The organism is Pseudomonas sp. NPDC090201 (assembly GCF_044746825.1).
In the GTDB taxonomy this organism is placed as follows: domain Bacteria; phylum Pseudomonadota; class Gammaproteobacteria; order Pseudomonadales; family Pseudomonadaceae; genus Aquipseudomonas; species Aquipseudomonas putida_AD.
On sequence record NZ_JBIVCX010000001.1, the window covers coordinates 17,740 to 40,023 of the forward strand.

At 63.6% G+C, this 22,284-nt stretch carries 17 protein-coding genes; 7 read left to right on the forward strand and 10 right to left on the reverse strand.

Annotated features, from left to right (window positions below; all coding sequences use genetic code 11):
• Nucleotides 1–370: 370 nt before the first annotated feature.
• Complete coding sequence (locus ACIPOO_RS00070) at nt 371–2,503, forward strand: cytochrome-c peroxidase (protein WP_274130259.1); 2,133 nt, start codon at nt 371–373, stop codon at nt 2,501–2,503.
• Between the two features lie 238 nt (nt 2,504–2,741).
• Here the strand turns inward: ACIPOO_RS00070 and ACIPOO_RS00075 are convergent, their stop codons facing one another.
• On the reverse strand, nt 2,742–3,626 hold the full coding sequence (locus ACIPOO_RS00075; RefSeq protein ID WP_400603505.1) for a LysR family transcriptional regulator: 885 nt from the start codon (nt 3,624–3,626) through the stop codon (nt 2,742–2,744).
• A 114-nt stretch (nt 3,627–3,740) separates the two neighbouring features.
• On the opposite strand from ACIPOO_RS00075, the gene argC reads away from it, so the two are divergent.
• A complete protein-coding gene (gene argC, locus ACIPOO_RS00080; RefSeq protein ID WP_400603507.1) occupies nt 3,741–4,664 on the forward strand; it encodes an N-acetyl-gamma-glutamyl-phosphate reductase in 924 nt (307 codons plus the stop codon).
• Between the two features lie 12 nt (nt 4,665–4,676).
• Here argC and ACIPOO_RS00085 read toward each other — a convergent pair whose 3' ends face one another.
• Nucleotides 4,677–5,585, reverse strand: a complete 909-nt coding sequence (locus ACIPOO_RS00085) for a LysR substrate-binding domain-containing protein (protein ID WP_400603509.1) — start codon at nt 5,583–5,585, stop codon at nt 4,677–4,679.
• A gap of 223 nt (nt 5,586–5,808) precedes the next feature.
• On the opposite strand from ACIPOO_RS00085, the gene ACIPOO_RS00090 reads away from it, so the two are divergent.
• Together ACIPOO_RS00090 and ACIPOO_RS00095 are read left to right on the forward strand one after the other, a co-directional pair.
• Complete coding sequence (locus ACIPOO_RS00090; RefSeq protein WP_400603511.1) at nt 5,809–6,780, forward strand: DMT family transporter; 972 nt, start codon at nt 5,809–5,811, stop codon at nt 6,778–6,780.
• Between the two features lie 17 nt (nt 6,781–6,797).
• Nucleotides 6,798–7,952, forward strand: coding sequence for a gamma-butyrobetaine dioxygenase (locus tag ACIPOO_RS00095; protein ID WP_400603513.1), 1,155 nt, complete (start codon nt 6,798–6,800; stop codon nt 7,950–7,952).
• 131 nt (nt 7,953–8,083) lie between these two features.
• On the opposite strand, the gene eutC is transcribed toward ACIPOO_RS00095, so the two are convergent.
• The 3 genes from eutC to eat are packed head-to-tail and all read right to left on the reverse strand — an operon-like array spanning nt 8,084 to nt 11,695.
• Nucleotides 8,084–8,902, reverse strand: a complete 819-nt coding sequence (gene eutC / locus ACIPOO_RS00100; RefSeq protein ID WP_400603515.1) for an ethanolamine ammonia-lyase subunit EutC — start codon at nt 8,900–8,902, stop codon at nt 8,084–8,086.
• A gap of 21 nt (nt 8,903–8,923) precedes the next feature.
• Entirely contained in the window at nt 8,924–10,315 is a 1,392-nt protein-coding gene (locus tag ACIPOO_RS00105; RefSeq protein WP_400603517.1) for an ethanolamine ammonia-lyase subunit EutB, read from the reverse strand.
• A 27-nt stretch (nt 10,316–10,342) separates the two neighbouring features.
• Nucleotides 10,343–11,695 (reverse strand): ethanolamine permease, encoded by a 1,353-nt coding sequence (gene eat, locus ACIPOO_RS00110; RefSeq protein WP_274130268.1) that lies wholly within the window; start codon nt 11,693–11,695, stop codon nt 10,343–10,345.
• A gap of 427 nt (nt 11,696–12,122) precedes the next feature.
• Between eat and ACIPOO_RS00115 the strand changes: the two genes are divergently transcribed.
• The 3 genes from ACIPOO_RS00115 to ACIPOO_RS00125 all read left to right on the forward strand — a co-directional run bounded on the left by ACIPOO_RS00115 (nt 12,123) and on the right by ACIPOO_RS00125 (nt 15,545).
• Nucleotides 12,123–13,181 carry an AraC family transcriptional regulator gene (locus tag ACIPOO_RS00115; protein WP_400603520.1) on the forward strand — a complete coding sequence of 353 codons (1,059 nt, stop codon included), beginning with the start codon at nt 12,123–12,125 and terminating at the stop codon, nt 13,179–13,181.
• 283 nt (nt 13,182–13,464) lie between these two features.
• On the forward strand, nt 13,465–14,778 hold the full coding sequence (locus ACIPOO_RS00120) for a C4-dicarboxylate transporter DctA (RefSeq protein WP_400603522.1): 1,314 nt from the start codon (nt 13,465–13,467) through the stop codon (nt 14,776–14,778).
• Between the two features lie 65 nt (nt 14,779–14,843).
• Nucleotides 14,844–15,545 carry a FadR/GntR family transcriptional regulator gene (locus ACIPOO_RS00125; RefSeq protein WP_400603524.1) on the forward strand — a complete coding sequence of 234 codons (702 nt, stop codon included), beginning with the start codon at nt 14,844–14,846 and terminating at the stop codon, nt 15,543–15,545.
• Nucleotides 15,546–15,668: 123 nt separating this feature from the next.
• On the opposite strand, the gene ACIPOO_RS00130 is transcribed toward ACIPOO_RS00125, so the two are convergent.
• The 5 genes from ACIPOO_RS00130 to ACIPOO_RS00150 form a co-directional block, all read right to left on the reverse strand.
• The gene (locus ACIPOO_RS00130; protein ID WP_400605131.1) at nt 15,669–16,946 is read right to left on the reverse strand and encodes an MFS transporter; all 1,278 of its coding nucleotides are present in this window, start codon (nt 16,944–16,946) and stop codon (nt 15,669–15,671) included.
• Between the two features lie 183 nt (nt 16,947–17,129).
• Nucleotides 17,130–18,290, reverse strand: coding sequence for a mandelate racemase/muconate lactonizing enzyme family protein (locus ACIPOO_RS00135; RefSeq protein WP_400603526.1), 1,161 nt, complete (start codon nt 18,288–18,290; stop codon nt 17,130–17,132).
• A 178-nt stretch (nt 18,291–18,468) separates the two neighbouring features.
• Nucleotides 18,469–19,521, reverse strand: coding sequence for a LacI family DNA-binding transcriptional regulator (locus tag ACIPOO_RS00140; protein WP_400603528.1), 1,053 nt, complete (start codon nt 19,519–19,521; stop codon nt 18,469–18,471).
• A gap of 268 nt (nt 19,522–19,789) precedes the next feature.
• Nucleotides 19,790–21,742, reverse strand: a complete 1,953-nt coding sequence (locus tag ACIPOO_RS00145) for a hypothetical protein (RefSeq protein ID WP_400603530.1) — start codon at nt 21,740–21,742, stop codon at nt 19,790–19,792.
• 227 nt (nt 21,743–21,969) lie between these two features.
• The gene (locus ACIPOO_RS00150; protein ID WP_400603532.1) at nt 21,970–22,233 is read right to left on the reverse strand and encodes a DUF2790 domain-containing protein; all 264 of its coding nucleotides are present in this window, start codon (nt 22,231–22,233) and stop codon (nt 21,970–21,972) included.
• Between the last annotated feature and the right edge of the window lie 51 nt (nt 22,234–22,284).

A 22,284-nucleotide genomic window follows, 5' to 3' on the forward strand; every position in this document is an offset into this window, starting at 1 on the left:
TGGTTTCAATCATAGGGTTAGCAACAATACGCAAACACCGGGCACCCCCAAATCCGGGCAAAGCAATCCCCAACATTCGGGGACACGCTTTAACCAGTACCGGTCTTGGATCCGCATTTAACACGCCATGAAGCGAACACTTACCGGCCATCACTTTATTCAAAAATATTTCTAAATGTATCTTCCATTTTTTTATGGCAGCGCTACAGTCACCCTCAGCAGCCCTCTGTCCTCAAAGACAGTACTTGCACCGTGCCGAACTACTAATCGTCGACGTGACATTCACGCTGACCGCCGTTTCTTTGCGCCCGGTTTTTACAAGAACAACAACGACAGTTGTCATCCATCACTCATCGAGAGTGCCCAGATCATGAATTACCCGATTAGCTTTCGATCTTTGCGTCTGAACGGCGGCCTCATTGCCGGATTGCTGATTACACCTGCTGTCTTCGCGGCGGCGCCGGTGGCGGTGGTCGATCCGGGCCCGGCGGCGGACATCCCTACCCTGCAATCGATGCGCGGGCTCACCCCGCCCGACCCGTCCGGCACCGAGGGCGGGCGCAAGGTCGACCTGATGGGCGACTTCGTGCTCAACCGCGATGCCGCCATTCGCCTGGGCAAGGCGATGTTCTGGGACCAGGATTTCGGCAGCGACGGCTACACCGCCTGCGCCTCCTGCCACTACCACGCAGGGGTCGATCACCGCATCACCAACCAGCTCAACCCAGGCGCGGCCCATACCAATCCCAACGTCGCCTCGCTGTTCAACAAGCCGTTCATTGCGCCGAACATTCCAGGTGACGTGCCCTCCTACACCACACTTTCCGGTGGCAAGGGCGGGCCGAACTACACCATGAAGAAAACCGACTTCCCGACCCACGTGCTGGCCGATCCGCTGGATCGCAACTCGGCAATCCTCTACTCCACCGACGATGTGATGGGCTCGGCAGGCGTGTTCGAGGCCAGCTACGTAAGGCCGCGTCAGCCGCGTTTCGACCGCTGCACCCAACAGATGGACCCGCTGTACACCGTGAACAAGGTCAGCGTGCGCCGCACCACGGGGCGCAATGCCCCGAGCGTGATCAACGCCGCCTTCAACGTGCGCAACTTCTGGGACGGCCGGGCGAACAACGTGTTCAACGGCTTCTCGCCGTTCGGCAACCGCGACCCGGACGCCGGCATCTACGTGACCACCGAACGCAACCCCGTCGCCACCAAGGTTCGCCTGGCCCTCAACGACGCCTCGGCAGCCTCGCAAGCCGTGGGCCCTCCCGGCAACGGCGTGGAAATGTCCTGCGGCGGACGCAACTTCGCCGACATCGGCCGGCGCATGCTCGACTCCCTGGTCCTCAGCCACCAGCGCATCGCCACCAACGACTCGATGCTGTCGTCAATGGCAGTGCGTCGTCCGACCTACCGCGACATGATCAAGGCCGCGTTCCATCCACGACTGTGGAATGCCACCCAACCGGTGTCCCTGGGCGGCGTGGATTATCCGCAGATCGAAGCCAACTTCTCGCTGTTCTTTGGCCTGGCGATCCAGATGTACGAAGCCACGCTGGTGTCTGACCAGACGCCGCTCGATGCCTATCTGGCCGGCAACACCCAGGCCATGGACGCGCAGCAGATCGAAGGCATGAACCTGTTCACCGGCAAGGGCAAATGCGTGGCCTGCCATGCCGGCCCCGAGCTGACCAACGCAGCCACCCGCCTGCGCCTGGAGCCGCGGGAACGCATCGAACGGATGGTGATGGCCGACAACCTCATCACCCTGTACGACAACGGTTTCTACAACACCGGCGTGCGCCCGACCGAAGAAGACCTGGCCGTGGGTGGCAGCGATCCGTGGGGCAACCCGCTGTCCTTCACCCGACAGTACAACAGCATCCTGCAGGGCCAGAATGTGCCGGATCCGTTCGACGTGGACGTGTGCAAGTTCGAGGCGCCGCTGAGCCCGGCCATTCCGTGCGACGCCACGCTCAAGCCCAACGTCAACTTCCGCGATTCGGTGGACGGTGCGTTCAAGACCCCGACCCTGCGTAACATCGCGCTGACCGGCCCGTACTTCCACAACGGCAGCCGTTCCACGCTCAAGCAGGTGGTGGAGTTCTACAACCGTGGCGGTGACCGTCGCGGCCAGGACGCCAACAACACCACAGGCTTCGACCATCCGAGCGTGAACCAGCACAACATGTCCAACCTGGACCCGGACATGACCAACCTCAACCTGACCCCGAGCGAGATCGATGCGCTGGTGCGGTTCATGGAAGTAGGCTTGACCGACCCGCGCGTGGCCTGGGAACAGGCGCCGTTCGACCACCCTTCACTGACCATCGCCCAGGGTGAAGTCGGCGATGAAAACAACGTGGTCACCCGGCCGGTGGATGCCCAGTCCAGCACACCACGGGCCAAGGATCAGGAAATCATGCTCAACGCCGTGGGCGCCACCGGACGTCGCCCAACCGATGGCCCGCTGATGCCGTTCGTCAACGATCTGCGGTAGATGTTCCAAGCCGACCGCGAGCACTTCGCGGTCATTGATGCCCTTCGGGCCTGGTCGCGGGCAAGCGCGCTCCTACATTTGTTGCAACGTGCCATGGCCTGATGGACCGAGTTGATTGCTTTGCAAGGCTCACCACTCGGTCCACCAGAATGCGGTACGTTTCAACAAATGTAGGAGCGCGCTTGCCCGCGACCAGGCCTGAAAGGCATCCATGTAGCCATCTAAAGCCAGAGCCAACCTACAACGCCTCCAACCCCCACAACACCTCCAGCACATGCCGCGTCGAGCGCTCTACTTCCCCCGCACGATGGGCGATCCCCAGCTCCCGCCACAACGGCGGCTGCAGCGCTCGCATCAGGATCCGGCTGTCGGGCAGCGGCGTGGACGCTTCGTGGGGCAGTAACGTGGCGCCATACCCCGCCGCCACCAGGCTTTTGATCGCGTCGTTGTAATTGAGCTGGATGCGCGGCGTCGGCTGTGGCCCTTCGGTGGCGAACCACTCCGCCACCTGGCGGGACAACCGCGTGGTGCTGTCGTTGAGGATCAGCGGCTGCCCCGCGAGCCAGGTCGGGGTGACCGGATCGGGGCATTCCCGGCGGGCCGGCACGAACGCCATGATAGGGTCGCGGCGCCAGGTCTGGATCTGCAAGCCCTTGACCGGCGCCTGGGGCAAGGCGATCACGCCGATGTCCAGGCTGCCATCGGCCAGTTTCTGCAGGGTCTGCTGGGAGGTCAGGACGGCCACCTGCACGTCGATCCCCGCGTGCTGCTGCTCCAGCGTTTCCAGTGCCTGGGGAATCAGCTGCGCAATGACACCTGTCGATGCACCCAGCCGCACCCTGCCCGCGAGCCCCTGAACCTGACGTTCGACATCCTCCAGCGCCTGTTCGGCATCGGCCAACAATCGCCGGGCGCGTTCGATCAGCGTCTCGCCGATGGCCGACGGCTGCACCCTCCCGCGGCTTCGCGACAACAGGCTGCCGCCCACCCGCGCCTCAAGGTCAGCGATGTGCAGGCTGACCGTCGGCGGCGCCAGGTTCAGCACCCGCGCCGCCTCGGCGAACGAGCCATGGTCGGCAATCGCCACCAGCGTGCGCAAACGGTCCAGGCTGATCTCTCGCATGGGCATCCTCAAGATTCAGTAAATCTGAATCTGATCGTTATTAAATTCAACTTTTCCTATCTTAACCTCTGCCTGAAGATGATCGCTATCGATCACTTCCAACGAGCACCCACCATGACCCTCCCAGTGGTTTTCATCGACGGCGACCAAGGCACCACCGGCCTGCAGATCCACCAGCGGCTGCAAGGCCGCACCGACCTGAAACTGGTCACGCTGCCCGCCGAGCAGCGCAAGAATCCGGTCAGCCGCGCCGCTGCCATCAACGCCTGTGACATCGCCATCCTGTGCCTGCCCGACGACGCCGCCCGCGCCGCCGTGGCCAGCATCGAAAACCCCAACGTGCGGGTAATCGACGCCAGCTCCGCCCACCGCACCGACCCTGACTGGGTGTACGGTTTTGCGCAGATGGGGGCCCAGCAGAAACAGGCCATCGCCAACGCCACGCGCATCACCAACCCCGGTTGCTACCCGACCGGCGCCATCGGCCTGCTGCGCCCGCTGCTGGACGCAGGTCTGGTGCCGAAGGACTACCCGATCACCATCAACGCGGTGTCCGGGTATTCGGGCAAGGGCCGCGCAGGTGTCGACGAATTCGAAGGGCCGGATGCGGCCCAGGCCACACCCTTTCAGATCTACGGCCTGGGCCTGGCCCACAAGCACGTGCCGGAGATCCAGCAGTACAGCGGCCTGAGCGAACGTCCGGTGTTCATCCCGGCCTATGGCTCGTTTCGCCAGGGCATCGTGCTGACCGTGGCGCTGCAACTGCGTCTGCTGCCACCGGGCGTGAGCGGGACGACGCTGCATCAATGCCTTGAGCAGCATTACGCAGGCAGCGAGTTCGTCGAGGTGCTGACGATGGAGCAGTCCGGCGCCTTGACCGGCCTGGATCCGCGGGTGCTGAACGGCACCGACAAACTGCGGTTGATGGTCTTCGAAAACGCCGGGCACGTGCTGCTGGCGGCGGTGTTCGACAACCTGGGCAAGGGCGCGGCCGGGGCTGCGGTGCAGAACCTGGACTTACTCATCGCCGGCCACTGAGGCCATCAGCGATTACCCAAGCCCCAGCTCGACCCGCAACCAGTCGACCAGCAGGTTCGCCTCCTCCCGGCGAGCCTGTCCGTGGCGGCGATAGACCGACAGCGCCTGCGCAAGATGAACGCTCTGGGTAAAGGGCGCGATCAGCACGCCGTTGTCGAGCATCCGTTGGGAGGTTCGTCGCCAGCCCATCGCCAGGCCATGGCCCTCCACCGCCGCGTGCAGCATCAGGGAATAGCTGTCGAAGGAAAGCCCTCGCGCCTGGCGCGGAAGCTCGTGGTCAAACTCGGCGAGCCAGGTGTCCCACTCCAGTTGATAGGCCGGTTGCGCATCGTGGTGCAACAAGGTGTGGCTGCCCAGCCGGTCCAGCACAATCGGCACCTCGCGCCCTTTTAGATATGTGGGGCTGCACACCGGGAACACTTCATCGGATGCGCTGAACAGCAGCGGGTGCAGGCCGTGGTCACGGTTGCTGCTTTGCATCGCCACGTCGAAGTAACCCTGAAAGTCGGTCAGCGGCTGGGCCCAGGTGACCATCTTCAGTTCGATTTCGGGGTACTGCTGATGAAAATTCGACAGCCGTGGCATCAACCAGTGAAACGCCTCGCAGGGCTGACACAGCAATACCACTTCGTTGCGCCCAGCGGTTCCACGCAGGCGGTCGGAGGTGCTGGCGACGTCGCGCAACGCATTACTCAGCGTAACGCTTAACTCGCGCCCGGCATCGGTCAGGAACACCGCCCGGTTGCGGCGCTGGAACAAGGCCAGGCCAAGGTCCTCCTCCAACGCACGAATCTGCCGACTCACCGCCGCCTGGGTTAGGTTCAGTTCTTCGGCCGCACGGGAAAAACTCAACAGCCGCGCAGCCGCCTCGAAGGGCAGGAGACTGGCCAGTGGCGGCAGAGATTTACCGAGCTTATTCATAATCTTTGGTAATGCATCGAAACGAAGACATCATTTGTAGCACAGCCACCGGCGCAAGCAAGATAAGCCCAACGCAAATACCCGTAGCAGCCCGGCCGGGCGGCGCTCCGCTTGCCGGCGGGGGCGGCGTGTCAGGCAACACATGCGGCGCCTGATACACCGCTCCCGCCGGCAAGCCGTGCTGCTACGACGGGTTATTCTCGCCACGACGCTGAGTACTTCCATGACATCACCCCGCTCGATCATCATCCAGGGCGTCGCCTTCGCCGTGATCGCCACCCTGTGCTGGGCCTGCAACTTCATCGCGCCTTATGTGCTGCAAGGCTACGGCATCGCGGATTTCATGCTGGTGCGTTTCGTCATGGCCGGGCTGCTCGGCGCCCTGGTCCTGCCGCTGTACCGTCGGCAACTGCGCGGTTTGCAGGTGAGCCAGTGGCTGACCGGTATGGCTCTCGGCGCGCTTGGTTATCTGGCCTACAGCAGTTGCATCGCCGGTGGCGTGATCTACGGCGGGCCCTTGATGATTGCCGCTTTCATCGGCGCCGTGCCGGTGCTGCAAGCGCTGCTGGGCAACGCGCAGAACCGTGCGCTGCGCTGGAGCCAGTTGGCGATGCCGCTGGGCTTGCTGTGCCTTGGCCTGGTGCTCATCAACCTGCAAGTCCTCACCGATGCGTCCGCCGCCCACACCCACCTGTGGACCGGCCTCGGGTTCTCCCTTGGCGCAGTGCTGTTGTGGTTGTCGTTCAGCGTGGTCAACCAGACGGCGGTGGAGCGTCTGCACACCGGGGCCACCGGCGCCTGGACCTGCCTGATGATGATCGGCGCGGGTCTTGCCGCGCTGCTGCTGACCCCGCTGGCCTGGTCGCGGGACCTGTTGCTGCTGCCGATTCAAGGATTCGCCACACCCGCCGCGCTCAAGCTTTACGCCTGCGCCGGGCTGATCGCCCTGCTGTCTTCGGTGATCGGCGCCTGGGCCTGGAACCATGCTTCGCGCCGCCTGCCGATGGTGCTGTCGGGGCAACTGATCGCCCTTGAGTCCTTCTTCGCCACCGTCCTGGGCCTGGCTTTTCATGGCCGCGCCCCCAGCACCTTCGAGGCCCTGGGCCTGGCGCTGATCCTGTTCGGGGCCGTCTATTCGGTGCGAATCATCATGAGCCCAGCCCGCACCGCCCCTTGCCCAAACGCTTGTCTGTGAACCCAGGAGCCTGACCCATGAACGCCATCGCCGACTACCGCACCTACCCGCTCATCAGCCCCTTGCTCAGCGTGCAGCAGCACCCGGACCTGATCGAAGTGACCTGGTCGGATCAGCGCCGCAGCCCCTTTCACCACCTGTGGCTGCGGGACAATTGCCCGTGCCCGGTGTGCGTCTACAGCGTGACTCGCGAGCAGGTATTCGAGATCGCTGACGTCGCGGAAAATCTCGCAGCGCAGCACGCCGAAATCGACGAATCCGGGGCATTGTCCGTGCGCTGGAACGATGGCCACCACAGCCGCTTCGACCCCGGCTGGCTGCGGGCCCACGCCTATGACGAACAATCCCGCGCCGAGCGGGAGGCCAGCCGCCCGCAGAAACAGCGCTGGGTCGCAGGCTTTCAATTGCCGGTGTTCGATTACCAGGCGGTCATGGAAGACGACGGGGCCCTGCTCCAGTGGTTGCTGGCCGTGCGCGACACCGGGCTGACCCAACTGCGCGGCGTGCCCACTGAGCCGGGTTCGTTGAGCCAGGTGGCCAGGCGCATTTCGTTCATCCGCGAGAGCAACTTCGGCGTGCTGTTCAACGTGCAATCCAAGGCCGATGCCGACAGCAACGCCTACACCGCTTTCAACCTGCCGCTGCACAGCGACTTGCCGACCCGCGAGTTGCAGCCGGGGTTGCAGTTCCTGCATTGCCTGGTCAATGACGCCAGCGGTGGCGACAGCCGTTTCGTCGATGGTTTCGCCATTGCCCAGGCCTTGCACGAGGAAGATCCGCAGGCGTATCGCTTGTTGTGCGAGGTGGCGGTGGAGTTTCGCAACAAGGATCGCCACAGCGACTATCGCTGCCTGGCGCCGGTGATCGCGCTGGATGCCCGCGGCGAAGTGGCCGAGGTGCGCATGGCCAACTTCCTGCGCGGACCGTTCAACATGCCGCCTGAATTGATGCAGCCGTACTACCGGGCGTATCGGCGCCTCATCGAGATGACCCGCCAGCCGCGTTTCCAGTTCTGCCAGCGGCTTGAGGCCGGGCAACTGTGGTGCTTCGACAACCGCCGCACCCTCCACGCCCGCGACGCCTTCGACCCGGCCAGCGGCGCCCGGCATTTTCAGGGGTGTTATGTGGATCGGGATGAGTTGTTGTCGCGGATATTGGTGTTGCAGCGCTGACCCGCACTTGACCTGTTTGATCGTTCCCACGCTCCGCGTGGGAATGAAGCGTGTGACGCTCCGCGTCACCGGACGCAGAGCGTCCTGGGCGGCATGCCCACGCGGAGCGTGGGCACGATCAGTCGCGCAGCTCACGGGCCGATCAGGAAATTCCCCGGCCGCTCGGTCTCACCCGCTTCCAGCACCGGCACCTGGGCTTCGTCCTTGAGGTTGACCCCCGACAACTGCCGGCGCCAGGCCTCGCGCATCAGGTACAGCAACTTGTGCGCGGCCATCGCGTAGCTCATGCCTTCGAGCCGCACGTTGGAGATGCAGTTGCGAGCCGCATCGTTCAGGCCCACTCTGGGCCCATAGGTGAAATACAGGCCCAGGCTGTCCGGCGAGCTGAGCCCCGGCCGCTCGCCGATCAGGATCACCACCATCCGCGCCTTGAGCAGTTGCCCCACTTCATCGGCAACCGCCACCCGGCCCTGCTCAACCAGCGTCACCGGCGCCAGGCTCCAGCCCTCGGCGGCCGCCAATTCGTCGATCCGCTCCAGCATGGCCGGGCTGTGACGCTGCACCGCAAGGGACGACAGCCCGTCGGCCACCACCACCGCCAGGTCAAACCCTTCGCCATGGCCCTGTGCGTACTCACGCAAACGGGCAGCGGATTCCTCGGATAAACGCCGCCCCAGATCGGGCCGTTGCAGATAGACGTTGCGGTCCGGCGCCGAGCTGTGGACGGTCAGCACCTCGCGCCCACGGCCCTTGAGCTGTTCACTCAGTGCAGCATGATCGAACGGCAAGTGCACGGCGTCCCGGGCCTGGGCGTGGGCAAACTGGAAGTCCAGTTGCGCCGCCGTCGGCAAGCTGGTGCCGGCGTGGCCCAGGGCGATCCGCGCCGAGGTCAGGGAGCGCAGCTGACGCCAGGCGTCAGGCTGGGCGGGCGTGTTGTTGTCATCGTTCATGGCCAATCCTTCTTTCAACGGCTACTTCAACTGCGCCAGCGCCTTGCGGAACAGCGGCGGCACGCCCTGCCCCAGGCGCACGCCGCCGTCGTCCTGACGCAGGATATCCATGCGCGTGAGCCACTCCTCGAACTCCGGCGCCGGGCGCAGGCCGATGGTCTTGCGCGCATACAGCGCATCGTGGAACGAGGTGGTCTGGTAATTGAGCATCACATCGTCCGAGCCCGGAATGCCCATGATGAAGTTGATTCCCGCCGTACCCAGCAGGGTCAACAGCACGTCCATGTCGTCCTGGTCGGCTTCGGCGTGGTTGGTGTAGCAGATGTCGCAGCCCATGGGCACGCCCAACAGCTTGCCGCAGAAGTGATCTTCAAGGCCTGCGCGGATGATCTGCTTGCCGTTGTACAGATACTCCGGGCCGATGAAACCGACCACGGTGTTGACCAGGAACGGATTGAAATGCCGCGCCACCGCATAGGCACGGGCTTCGCAGGTTTGTTGATCGACGCCATGGTGAGCGTTGGCCGACAGCGCACTGCCCTGCCCGGTTTCGAAGTACATCAGGTTGTTGCCCAGCGTGCCGCGATTGAGGCTCAGGCCCGCTTCGTAACCTTCACGGAGGATTTCCAGGCTGATGCCAAAACTGCTGTTGGCCGCCTCGGTCCCGGCGATGGACTGGAACACCAGGTCCAGCGGCACCCCCTTCTCGATCGCCGCCACCGAAGAGGTGACGTGGGTCAGCACGCAGGACTGGGTCGGAATCTGGTAATGACTGATAACACCGTCGAGCATCTTCAGCAGTTCGCTGATGGCGCTGATGCTGTCGGTGGCCGGGTTGATGCCGATCATGGCATCGCCGTTGCCATACAGCAGGCCGTCGAGCACGCTGGCGGCGATACCGGCCGGGTCATCGGTGGGATGGTTGGGCTGCAGGCGGGTCGACATGCGCCCGCGCAGGCCGACCGTGTTGCGAAAGCGGGTGACCACGCGAATCTTCTGTGCCACCAGCACCAGGTCCTGCACGCGCATGATCTTGGACACCGCCGCCGCCATCTCCGGGGTCAGCCCCGGCGCCAAGGCGCGCAGGCTGTCTTCGGTGGCGTCATCGCCCAGCAGCCAGTCACGAAAGCCGCCGACGGTCAGGTGGCTGACCGCAGCAAAGGCGGCGGCGTCATGGCTGTCGACGATCAGCCGGGTGACTTCGTCCTGCTCGTAAGGCACCAGCGCCTCGTTGAGGAAGCGCTTGAGCGGCACTTCGGCCAGGGTCATCTGTGCCGCCGCGCGCTCGGCATCGCTTGCGGCAGCGACCTCGGCGAGGAAGTCGCCGGAGCGTGCGGGGCTGGCCTTGGCCATGAGTTCGCGCAGGCTGTCGAAGCGCCAGACCATGCCACCGATGCTATGGGAAAAACTCATACACACCCGTCCTTCGTCAACTCGCGTTTAACCGGCGACCGCTGCAACCGACTCGCGACCGCGTACCACTTTGCAGAACAGCGCACCCACCGCCATCAGACAGATGAAGATGCCGCAGATTACCGCGTTGAACCAGACCATGGCGATCAGGCAGACCACCGCCAGCACCAGCGCGATGCCCGGCACGATCGGATAACCCGGCGCAAGGAAGGTGCGTTCCAGGTTCGGCTCGCTGCGACGCAGCTTGAACAGGCTGAGCATGCTGATGATGTACATCACGATAGCCCCGAACACCGACATGGTAATCATCGCCGCGGTCAGGGTCATGCCTTGCAGGTTGACCAAACCGTCGCTGAGGATCGCGGCGATGCCGATCACACCCCCGGCGAGGATGGCGCGATGCGGGGTCTGGAAGCGCGACAGTTTAGCCAGGCTCGACGGCAGGAACCCGGCCCGAGCCAGGGCGAAGAACTGGCGCGAGTAACCCAGGATGATGCCGTGGAAGCTGGCCACCAGGCCGAACAGGCCGATCCACACCAGCATGTGCATCCAGTTGGAGTTATTGCCGACCACTGTTTTCATCGCCTGGGGCAGTGGGTCGTTGATGTTGGAAAGCGCGCGCCAGTCGCCGACGCCGCCGGCGAAGATCATCACGCCGATGGCCAGCACCACCAGGGTCAGGATGCCGGCGATATAGGCGCGAGGGATGGTGCGTTTCGGGTCCTTGGCTTCTTCGGCGGCCATGGCCGCGCCTTCGATGGCGAGGAAGAACCAGATCGCGAACGGGATCGCGGCGAAGATGCCGCTGATCGCTGGCAGGCTGAAGGTGTCGGAACCGGCCCAGCCGCCCAGTACGAAATTGCTGAAGCTGAAGCCCGGCGCAACCACGCCCATGAACACCAGCAGTTCGGCGACGGCCAGCACGGTGACCACCAGTTCGAAGGTGGCGGCGATGCTGACGCCGAGGATGTTCAGGGTCATGAACACGAAATAGGCGCCGATGGCCGCGACCCTGGGATCAAGGGACGGGTACTGCACGTTGAGGTAGGCACCAATGGCCATGGCAATCGCCGGTGGCGCGAAGACGAATTCGATCAGGGTCGCGAGGCCCGCGATCATCCCGCCCGCAGGACCGAATGCACGCAGGCTGTAGGCAAATGGACCGCCGGCGTGTGGGATGGCAGTGGTCAGCTCGGTGTAACTGAAGATGAAACAGGTGTACATCACCGCCACCATCAGCGTGGTGACCAGAAAGCCCAGCGTCCCCGCCGCGCCCCAGCCATAGCTCCAGCCAAAATACTCGCCGGAAATCACCAGGCCCACGGCCAGCCCCCACAGGTGCAGGGTTCCCAAGGTCGGTTTGAGTTGTGTAACAGTCATGTGTGTTTACCCCGCAAGCCAGATGACGGAATGTTGCTGACAGCGAGAATAGCCACGGATTGCCGGCCAAGGCTTGACCGCAAAGCGCGCGGGTTGTCCTGTGCGGTCAAGTTTTTCGGCTGATTGGCCGGGGTGCGCCATGGCAGCGCACGAATCAGGCGCCGTGCTTTATAGCGGGTCAGAAATGCCGGGCGATTTGGCACCTGACTACCCAGGGAGGTGGGTGGATGGGTAGCAGTCGCAGACGTCACGCAGCCCGTTTGTAGGAGCGCGCTTGCCCGCGACGGCGGTGTGTCACTGGACAAATGACCCGCAGGAACACCGCGGTCGCGGGCAAGCGCGCTCCTACAGTGGTCGTCGACTTAGTAACAAGGTATGACATTTGCTTGAATGAAATTCATACAGACCGTGAAGGCCATTCACTCCCATGTTTCAGAACCTCATTCCCCAGGGTGCACCGAACTCCGCAGCCGCCAGCAATCGCGGCGTGCTGTCGGCTGCCGCCAACGGACTGGACGGGTTCATCGTGCAACATGGCGGTGATCTGGATCGGGTATTTGGCCGCTCCGGCATCGATCCCGAACAACTGCTGCACCCGACCCTGAGCCTGCCGCTGCCCAATTACTGCAAGGTGCTGGAAGAAGCGGCGCGCCAGACCGGCTGCGACAATTTCGGCCTGCGCTACGGCCAGCAGTTCCAGCCCCAGGCGCTGGGCCTGCTGGGCTACATCGGCCTGTGCTCGGCAACGCTGGAAGATGCGCTGGTCAACTTTTCCCAGGCCTTCCCCTTCCACCAGCACAGCACGCTGATCGAACTGGTGGATCAGGGCGAGTGTTACCGCTTCGACTATCAGGTGCGCCACGGCGCGATCAACGAACGGCGCCAGGATGCCGAACTGACCATGGGCATGGCGCTGAATCTGGTGCGTCATGTGCTGGGCCCGGACTGGGCGCCGCGTCAGGTGGCGTTCGAGCACGGCCGCCCGCAGGACTGGCAGGAACACCGCGACGCCTTTCACGCTGACGTGCTGTTCGGTCAGGGCTGCAATTCGCTGCTGGTGCCCAAGTCCGAGATCATCGGCAAAGCGATGCCCGGCAGCGATCCGATCCTGTTGATGCTGATAAAGGACGCCATTCGCCAGTTGGGCGATACCGGGGGCGAGCCGCTTCTGCTGGAGCGCGCCCGACAATCGATTCTCGCCACCCTGCACCTGGGCGAACCGGTGCTCGACGAGATCGCCCATCACCTGGGCCTGTCCGAATGGGCCCTGCAACGCAAGCTGCGCGACCTGGGCCTGAGCTTCACCCAACTGGTGGACCAGATACGCCAGGACTCGGCCATCGCCCACCTCAAGCAAGGCCACATGAGCGTCACCCAACTGGCCTCCCTGCTCGGCTATTCGGAAACCAGCGCGTTCTCCCGCGCGTTCAAGCGCTGGTTTGGGGTGAGCCCCAAGCAGTGGCGCGGGGCAGTTGCGTCCATCTGACCCACCGCATTTCCCCTGTAGGAGCGCGCTTGCCCGCGATGGCGGTGTGTCATTGGGCGTCTACTTATCTGATCCACCGCATTCACGGGCAAGCGCGCTCCTACACAGACGTCGCGGCACAACCACTGGTCAGACCGGTAAGATCTTTCATGCCCTCCTCTTGTGAAAACCCCAATCACGGGCCTAGACTGACCCTGCATTGGACATACCGGTAAGACCACAATAATTAAGTCCGGCCAGAGGCATCCGCGCCCGGTCAGGACACCGACTAGAGATCCTCATCATGCTTAAATGGTGCTCCCGCTCGATATTCCTTCAGGTCGTCATCGGATTGATGTTCGGCATCATCTGCGGCCTGGCCCTCCCCGAATTCTCCTCGCAGCTCAAACCCCTGGGCGACGGCTTCATCAAGCTGATCAAGATGCTCATCGGGGTGATCGTGTTCTGCGTGGTCGTCAGCGGCATTTCCGGCGCAGGCGATCTGAAAAAGGTCGGCCGCATCGGCCTCAAATCCGTGCTGTATTTCGAAGTGCTGACCACCATCGCACTGGTGATCGGCCTGATCGTTGCCTACGGCACGGGCCTGGGCAACGGCGCCAACATCCACCTGGATCAGCTCTCCGTGGCCGACATGGGCGACCTCACCGAGCGCACCAAGCAGATTCATGGCGCGTCCACCTTTCTCATGGACCTGATCCCGACCTCGGTGATCGGCGCCTTTGCCGACAACAACATCCTGCAAGTGCTGCTGTTCGCCGTGCTGTTCGGCAGCGCCCTGAACCTGGTGGGCGAGTCAGCCAGCGGCATCTCGCGACTCATCAACGAATTGAGCCACGTGGTGTTTCGCATCATGGGCATGATCGTGCGCCTGGCGCCCATTGGCGTGTTCGGCGCCATCGCGTTCACCACCAGCAAATACGGCGTGCAGTCGCTGCAGCATCTGGGCAGCCTGGTGGCGCTGTTCTACCTCACCTGCTCGGCGTTCGTGCTGATCATCCTGGGCGGCGTGATGCGCGCTTCGGGGCTGAAAATCCTGCCGTTCCTCAAGTACCTGCGCGAAGAATTGCTGATCGTGCTGGGCACCGCCTCCTCCGACGCCGTACTGCCACAGATCATGCGCAAACTGGAGCACATGGGCATCGGCAGCTCGACCGTGGGCCTGGTGATTCCAACCGGTTATTCGTTCAACCTGGACGGCTTCTCGATCTACCTGACCCTGGCCATCGTCTTCATCGCCAATGCCACCGGCACGCCGCTGGCGTTCACCGACCTGCTGACGATCCTGCTGGTGTCGCTGATTACCTCCAAAGGCGCCCACGGGATTCCGGGGTCGGCGCTGGTGATCCTGGCCGCCACCCTGACCGCGGTGCCGGCGATTCCGGTGGTGGGCCTGGTGCTGGTACTGGCCGTTGACTGGTTCATGGGCATCGGCCGGGCGCTGACCAACCTCATCGGCAACTGCGTGGCCACGGTGGCCATCGCGCGCTGGGAGCGAGACATCGACGTGAAACGCGCCAACAACGTATTGGCCAGTAAACAGGGCTTTGTCTTTCAAGCGAAGAAAACGCCCAATCCCCTTCACCAACAGGAATTCTGAAGCGCCCGCACCGGGCGTCCACAAGACGCCCTCTGACGCTTCACTGACCGATCAGGAACAACAGGATGATCAGTTCATCGACCGTCGTTAACGGCGTAGTAGAAAAATTGCGGGCGGCACTGGCCCGCGGGCAATGGCGCTCCGGCGACATGCTGCCGGGCCAGCGCGAACTGGCCGAACAACTGGGCATCAGCCGGCCAAGCCTGCGCGAAGCGGTAATCGTGCTGGAGACGCTGGGGCTGGTGCGCTCGATGCCGGGCAAAGGCGTGGTGGTGCTGGACGAGCCGTTGGCCCAGACCACCCAGCCAATGGCCGCTAACGGGGTGGCCGACGCGACGCTGGCCGATGTCATGCAACTGCGCTACACGCTGGAGCCTTTCATCGTCAGCCTGCTGGCGCAATCAATCAGCCAGAAGGAAATCGCCGAGCTGCGCCTGACCCTGATGGACATGCGCGATGCCCTGGAAGACCAGGACAGCGAATCAGGCAGCAATGCCTACATCGCTTTCCATGAACAGCTGTTCGCCCTGACGTCCAACCCGATCTTCCACAACATGGTTCAGCAGACCAGCCAGGCCCTCAAGCAATGTGCGCCCACCCTGCGCAACACCCCGGAACACCTGGCCGCACGGCTCAAGGAAACCGAAGCGCTGGTGCGCGCCATCCGCAACAAGGACAGCGCCGGTGCCAGTGAGCTGATGCGCGAGCATATCCTGCAGGAAGGCCAGCGCATGGAGATCGAGCTGGATATCCCACGGCAGGATTGACCTCACGCCACAACGCCCCGTAGCAGCACGGCTTGCCGGCGGGAGCGGTGGATCAGTCACATCTATGGTGCCTGACACACCGCCCCCGCCGGCAAGCCGTGCTGCTACGGATAGAGGGTGACCTCAAGCCCCTGTCACCTTACGCTGCAACTCCAGCCGCCGCAGGCTGCCCATGCTCAGGAACGCCAGCGCCCCGACCAGCGCATGGGCCGCCACCACGTACATCGCCCCGGAGAACGATCCGGTGGACTGCACGATGTAGCCGATCACGATCGGGGTGAAGATCCCCGAGAAGTTACCGAACATGTTGAACAGGCCGCCGGCCATGCCGGTGATTTCCTTGGGCGAGGTGTCCGACACCAGCGTCCAGTCCACCGCCACCACGCCCTTGCCGAAGATCGCCAGAGACATCAGCGCCGTCACCACCCACATCGATTCCGTGAAGTTGCAGAACACCAACGTGGCACCCATGGTCATGCCGCACACCAGCGGGATCTTGCGCGCCACCGACAGCGAGAAGCCCTTGCGGATCAGGAAATCGCACACCGCCCCGCCACACAGCGCGCCGAGCAGGCCGCAGATGCCGGGGATCGCGGCGATGGCACCCGCCTCCATGATGTTCAGCCCGCGGCCCTTGACCAGGTACACCGGAAACCAGGTCAGGAAGAAATACTGCAGCGAGGTGTCGCAGTATTTACCCAGGTAAATCGACCACATCATCGGGCTTTTCAGCAGCACTTTGAGGTCCGAGAACCGCGGCTGGAAACTGCCGCGCGCCTTGGGTTTGTCCATGTCCACCTGCGCCCCGCCCTCGCGCAGATGCGCAAGTTCGGCACTGTTGACCATGGGGTGTTCGGTCGGCGGCTTGACCAGTTTGAACCACACCAGGCTGACCACAATCCCAAGCCCGCCCATCAGCCAGTACACGTGCTCCCAGCCATAGCGATGAGCGACGAAGCCCATCGCCGGCGCCAGCAGCACCACGGACATGTACATCGAGGAGTTGAAGATCACCGTGGCCAACCCCCGTTCCTGCAACGGAAACCACGCCGCGACGATGCGGCTGTTGGCCGGGTACACCGGGGCCTCGATCAAGCCCAGCAGGAAGCGCAGAACGAACAGCGTGCCGATGGCCACGGGCACCGAGAAGAAGCCGATCATCCCTTGCGCCACCGTGATGGTGGACCAGAGAAACAGCGACAGCCCGTACACCCGCACCGAGCCGAACTTATCGAGCAACCAGCCGCCCGGCAACTGCCCGAGCACATAGGCCCAGGCGAACGCCGAGAACATATAGCCAAGGGTGACGGAGTTGATGCCCAGCACTTCGGTCAGCGCGGAGCCTGTGATCGACAGCGTGGCGCGGTCGCCGACGTTGATTGCGGTGACGATGAACAGCATCGCCAGAATGCCGAAACGCACCTTGCTGCGCACAGCGGTTGCAGCAGCGGCAGCCGGGGCGGCTGCACTTGCGGTGTTGGTATGTTCCACATGAAAGCCCTCATCTTGTTGTTATAGATCGGCCACAAGAGCGCCCCACAGGAGGCGCTCCCGGTCATGCACAAAGGTTGTTGCCGGGTTCAGTCAGGGGCGAGAACCGACCTCGACGGTCTGTGCCGTCCAGGCCTTGACCTGCTCGCTGAGCGACAGCCCCAGGCCCGGACGGGTCGGCACCAGCATGCGGCCGTCGCGGGTTTCCAGGCGTTCGTTGAACAGCGGCTCCATCCACTCGAAGTGCTCCACCCACGGCTCGGTCGGGTACGCCGCCGCCAGGTGCACATGCAGCTCCATGGCGAAGTGCGGCGCGAGCATCACACCGGCCTGCTCGGCCATGGCTGCGACCTTCAGGTACGGGGTGATACCGCCAACCCGTGGGGCGTCTGGCATCAGGAAATCGGCGCCGCGCAGCTTGATGAACTCGGCGTGCTCGGCCACGCTGGTGAGCATTTCACCGGTAGCAATCGGCGTGTCGAACTGCTGGGCCAGCGCGGCGTGGCCTTCGGCGTCGTAGCAGTCCAGCGGCTCTTCGATCCAGATCAGGTTGAACTCTTCGAAGCGGCGGCACATGCGCTGGGCGGTCGGGCGGTCCCACTGCTGGTTGGCGTCGACCATCAGCGGGAAGTCATCACCCAGGTGCTTGCGCACGGTCGCCACGCGGTGCAGGTCGATGGCGCAGTCGGGCTGGCCCACTTTCAGCTTGATGCCACCGATGCCCTTCTCCCGGGACATGTCAGTGTTGTGCAGCAGTTGATCCAGCGGCGTGTGCAGGAAACCGCCCGAGGTGTTGTAGCAGCGCACCGAATCGCGATGGGCGCCCAGCAGACGCGCCACCGAGAGGTTGGCGCGCTTGGCCTTCAGATCCCACAGCGCCACATCGAAGGCGCCGATGGCCTGGGTCGCCATGCCGCTGCGGCCGACCGAAGCCCCTGCCCAGCACAGCTTGGTCCACAACTTGGCGATGTCACTGGGGTTTTCGCCAATCAGCGCCGGGGCGATTTCCTTGGCGTGGGCGAACTGGCCCGGGCCGCCTGCGCGCTTGGAGTAGCTGAAGCCCAGGCCGCGATGGCCGTCTCTGGTTTCGATTTCAGCCACCAGAATGGCGATTTCGGTCATGGGCTTCTGGCGCCCGGTCAGTACCTTGGCGTCGCTGATCGGGTTGGCCAGCGGAAGGAATACCAGCGAGACCTGGACCCAGGCGATCTGGTCGTTGTCGCCGCTGTGGTTGTTTTCTTGTTGTACGAGCATGGATTCGCGCCCCCTGATCGGTATGCAGCATGGGAAATTTGAAGACTATGATTGCGCAATCATACGAACCGGTAAAAAAGGTGATCCCACGGAAAAGAGAATCACCATGGGCCGGATCTTACACTGATTGCGCAATCATTCAATAGCGCGTTTTGTCGGCTGAGAGCGAAATCGGGGATCAGGTGCTGGCGCGGTCGATCAGCGTGAAACCGGTATCGACCCGCACAGGCGAGGCGCTTGGGCTGTGGTCCTGGAAGCGGTCGAGCAAGGCCTGGGCCACCTGCAGGCCGATACGGTTACCATCGACTCGCACGGTGGAGAGCGCCGGGTACACCTGGGCGGCGCTGCTCAGGTCACCAAAGCCCATCACCGCCAGATCCTCGGGCACCCGCAGGCCACGGCTTGCCGCCTCGGCCAGTACGCCCTGGGCGACGGTGTCGGAACTGCACACGACGATATCGGTGCTCACGCCACGATCCAGCAACCCTGCCAGCCCTTCCCTGCCCACCTGCAAGGTGGCCGGTGGCGCGAGGACTTCCATCGGCACATCGTCGATGCCGTGCTTCTTTAGTTCGGCGGTCAGGCTGTTCAAGCGGCGCAGCCCGCGGGGGTCACCGATGGCGACGATGGAGAAGCGCTTGTAGCCTTTGCCCAGCAGATGGCGGGCGGTTTCTTCACCCACCTTCTCATGGGAGAATCCCACCAGCATGTCGATGGGGTCTTCGCTCAAGTCCCACGCCTCGACCACCGGGATGCCGGCCTGGGCCAGGCGCGCGCGGCTGGATTCGGTGTGCAGGGTGCCGGTCAGCACGATCCCGTCGGGACGCCGGCCCAGCACCGCTTCGAGCAGTTTCTCTTCCTGATCGGGGTCGTAGCCGGTCAGGCCCAGCAGGGTCTGGTAGCCGGCCTGGGTCAGGCGGTCCATCAGGGCCTGCACGGTGTCGGCGAAGATCGAGTTGGCGATGGTTGGCAGGAAGATCGCCACCAAGCGGCTTTTGTTGCTCGCCAGGCTGCCGGCCATCATGTTCGGCACGTAACCGGTCTGGCGCACCGCCTCACGCACCTTGGCCCGGGTTTCTTCGGTCACCAGATCAGGCCGGTTCAAGGCCCGGGACACCGTCATGGGCGAGACACCCGCGACTTTCGAGACATCGATCAAGGTAAGGCTGGAGGCCTTCTTTGGCACAGTGGACGACGCGAGCCCTGCAGGCTTGCCTGGTTTTTTCGGCATGAAAGGTTCCGGTGACAGGGAGAACGCAAGGAAGGGAATTTAGCAAAGCCTGAGGGGACAAGCACTCGAATACGTTCGCGGCGCCCGCAGGATCGCTCCCGCGGGCAAGCCCGGCTGCTACGGGGCGTGTGGATATCCCGGGATCATGGACCTGTAGGAGCGCGCTTGCCCGCGACGGCGGTGGGTCAGGCACCGTTGAGGCGCCTGGTCCGACGTATTCGCGGGCAAGCGCGCTCCTACAAGAGCCCTTGCGCCGACCGCCGGACTGCTACGGGGTGGATTGGCGACCCAGATCCTGCAACCAGTCGCTCATGTTCCCCGGCAACAACAACTCGTGACGCGCGCGGGAGCTGGCGGTGTAGAGCAGCGAGCAGACGCTGGCCATCGAGTGGGTCGAGCCCGTACGGGGTGGGCGCATGAGGTCACGGGACAGCAGCACGGTGTCGAACTCCTGGTTCTTCACGTCTTCGACCCTGGCCAGCTTGATGATCGCCGCCGGATCGCTGCACCAGCGCTGCGCCGTTTCGACGAAGTTCTCCAGGCGATTGCCCTGCCCCAGCCATTCGTGAACGGCCTTGAACTCATGGCTGCCGCCCATCGCGGTGGCCAGCGCATCCCAGTAGGCGAAGCGGAAGATCAGCCGGTGTTGCGGGCGCAGGTCCTCGCGGTACAGCTGGTCCAGACCTTTGACGAACAGGGTCAGTTGTTCAAGGGTGCTGGCCGGCATCTGCAGGCGCGCACCGGCGTCGGTCAGGCGCTTGAACCAGGCGAACAGACCCCATTCGTTGGCCACCAGAATCGTCGTGGGTTTTTCCGGGATCGGCATGACGCTGTGCCCGATGATCCGCGTCGGATAAGGCGCGCGCCCGACGAAATCTTCCTTGATGCCGCTGGGGTGCAACTGGATCAGCGGGTTGATGACATCGGCCATCTGCCGCCCGGCACGCATCGACTGGGTCATGAAGCGCTGGCGAATGAAACCGCTGTGGCGCGGGGTCCTGCCGCCCAGTTGCTGGAATTCGTCGCCCAGGGTGATGACCGCCTGCGGACTGCGGTCGAGAATCTGCACCATGGGCGCGGTCAGTTCATGGCTCTCGTCGACGATGATATGGGTGAAGTGTTCGGGAATCACTTCGTCCGTCAACGACAGGAACTTGATGCGCTGGCTGTTGCGAATCGGCAGGCGAATATGCGGCGCGGACGGGCGAACCGTTTCACGCCACAACAGGCGCGTGTACTCCAGCAGCATGGCGATGTCCGCCTGATTGGCCGCGTAACCCAGCGAAGGCAGATGACGCGCTTCGATGTCCTTCGAGGCTGACAGGCAATAACTGTGCAAGGTGCTGCGGCAGACCCGCGCGACGTCACGGGGCGCAAGCTTGCCCACCGCTTGCAGGCTCAGCCACTGGGCCACTTGCCGGTCATCCACCAGCGAGCTTGCGCCAGTGCGCTGCATGTCGCTGCTGCGCCAGCCTCGGGAGGTCAGGTCGCGGTTGAGCAACTGATTGGCAACGTGACCGAAGGTGTAGGCATTGAGGGTGCCGGTGGGCAGGCTTTGGCGGATGCGCGCCTGCAAGGCCACGACCTGGGCCGGAAAGGTCGCCATGAGCAAGGTGGTGCGCGGATCGAGCATTTCGAAGAACTTGGCCAGCAGGTAGGTCTTGCCCACGCCGGCATAGGCCTGCAGATGAAAGGACTCATCGCGGCAAACCTGGAATTCGTCGAAGATCCGGCTCTGCTGATCGGTCAGGCGTAAGAGATCACCGGTGGGCAGCACGATCTCGCGGGTCAGCGGTTCGAGCTTTTGCTGCTGACGCTTGCCAAAGCCAAAGTCCCACTGGCCTTCCGCGTCCAGATAGTCCTGATCCTGAACCTCATGTTCTTCGAGCAGGCTGACGCCGAGCACTTCCAGTTGCGCCATGCCTTTTTCCAGTTGTTCGGCGTTGAAGCGCCCGCGCAACAGATCGGCGAGGCTGCCGCCGGCCTCCTCCATCGATTGCCCGGCGCGCATCACGTCGTCGAGCATGCGTTCCAGTTTTTCGATGGGGGTGTCGTGCGCGGCCAGGGCCTCGAAGTTGAGCAACAGCATGAGCGCCGCCAACTGGGCACGGCTGGCCTGGGTCAGGAAGTCGTCCAGCGGCTCGCCCGCGATCAGGGCCTTGAGGGGGTCTTCGGACAGCGGCAGGAACAGCGACGGCGGTGGCGCGAAATCGGAACTCATTGGCGCAGGATTATCCAGGGATACGCATAGGCCGTGGATAATAGGCCAAACGCGCCGCCACGTCCCGATCCCCGATCTGAATAACCCCGTAGCAGTCCGGCTTGCCGGCGTCCTGACCCACCGCCCCGTAGCAGCACCGCTTGCCGGCGGGAGCGATCTCAAGGACGCCCCCGCCGGCAAGCGGAGCGCCGCCCGGCCGGGCTGCTACAGTTTATGCGCCACCAGAATCAATTATCGTTGGCGCAACCCTGAGCCACGGTCAGGTAGTTCAGGGTCTGCTTCTGGCCATGGGAATCGACGTAGTTCAGATGGCTGCCGACCACACCACAGTTAGGACTGGCATCGACTTCGGTGGACAGCGAACGGGCGATGTCCAGGTGCTCGCCGTACATGAAATTGTGCGCCTGAACACTGTCCTGGGCCTGGGCCGACAGGGCACCGAAACTCAGGGCGGCAAATACAGTGGCGATGCTGAGGGTCTTCATGTTCATGGTCGTCTCCGGGTCTTCAAAGGGCTGATTCAGTGATGGGTTCGAGGCGCT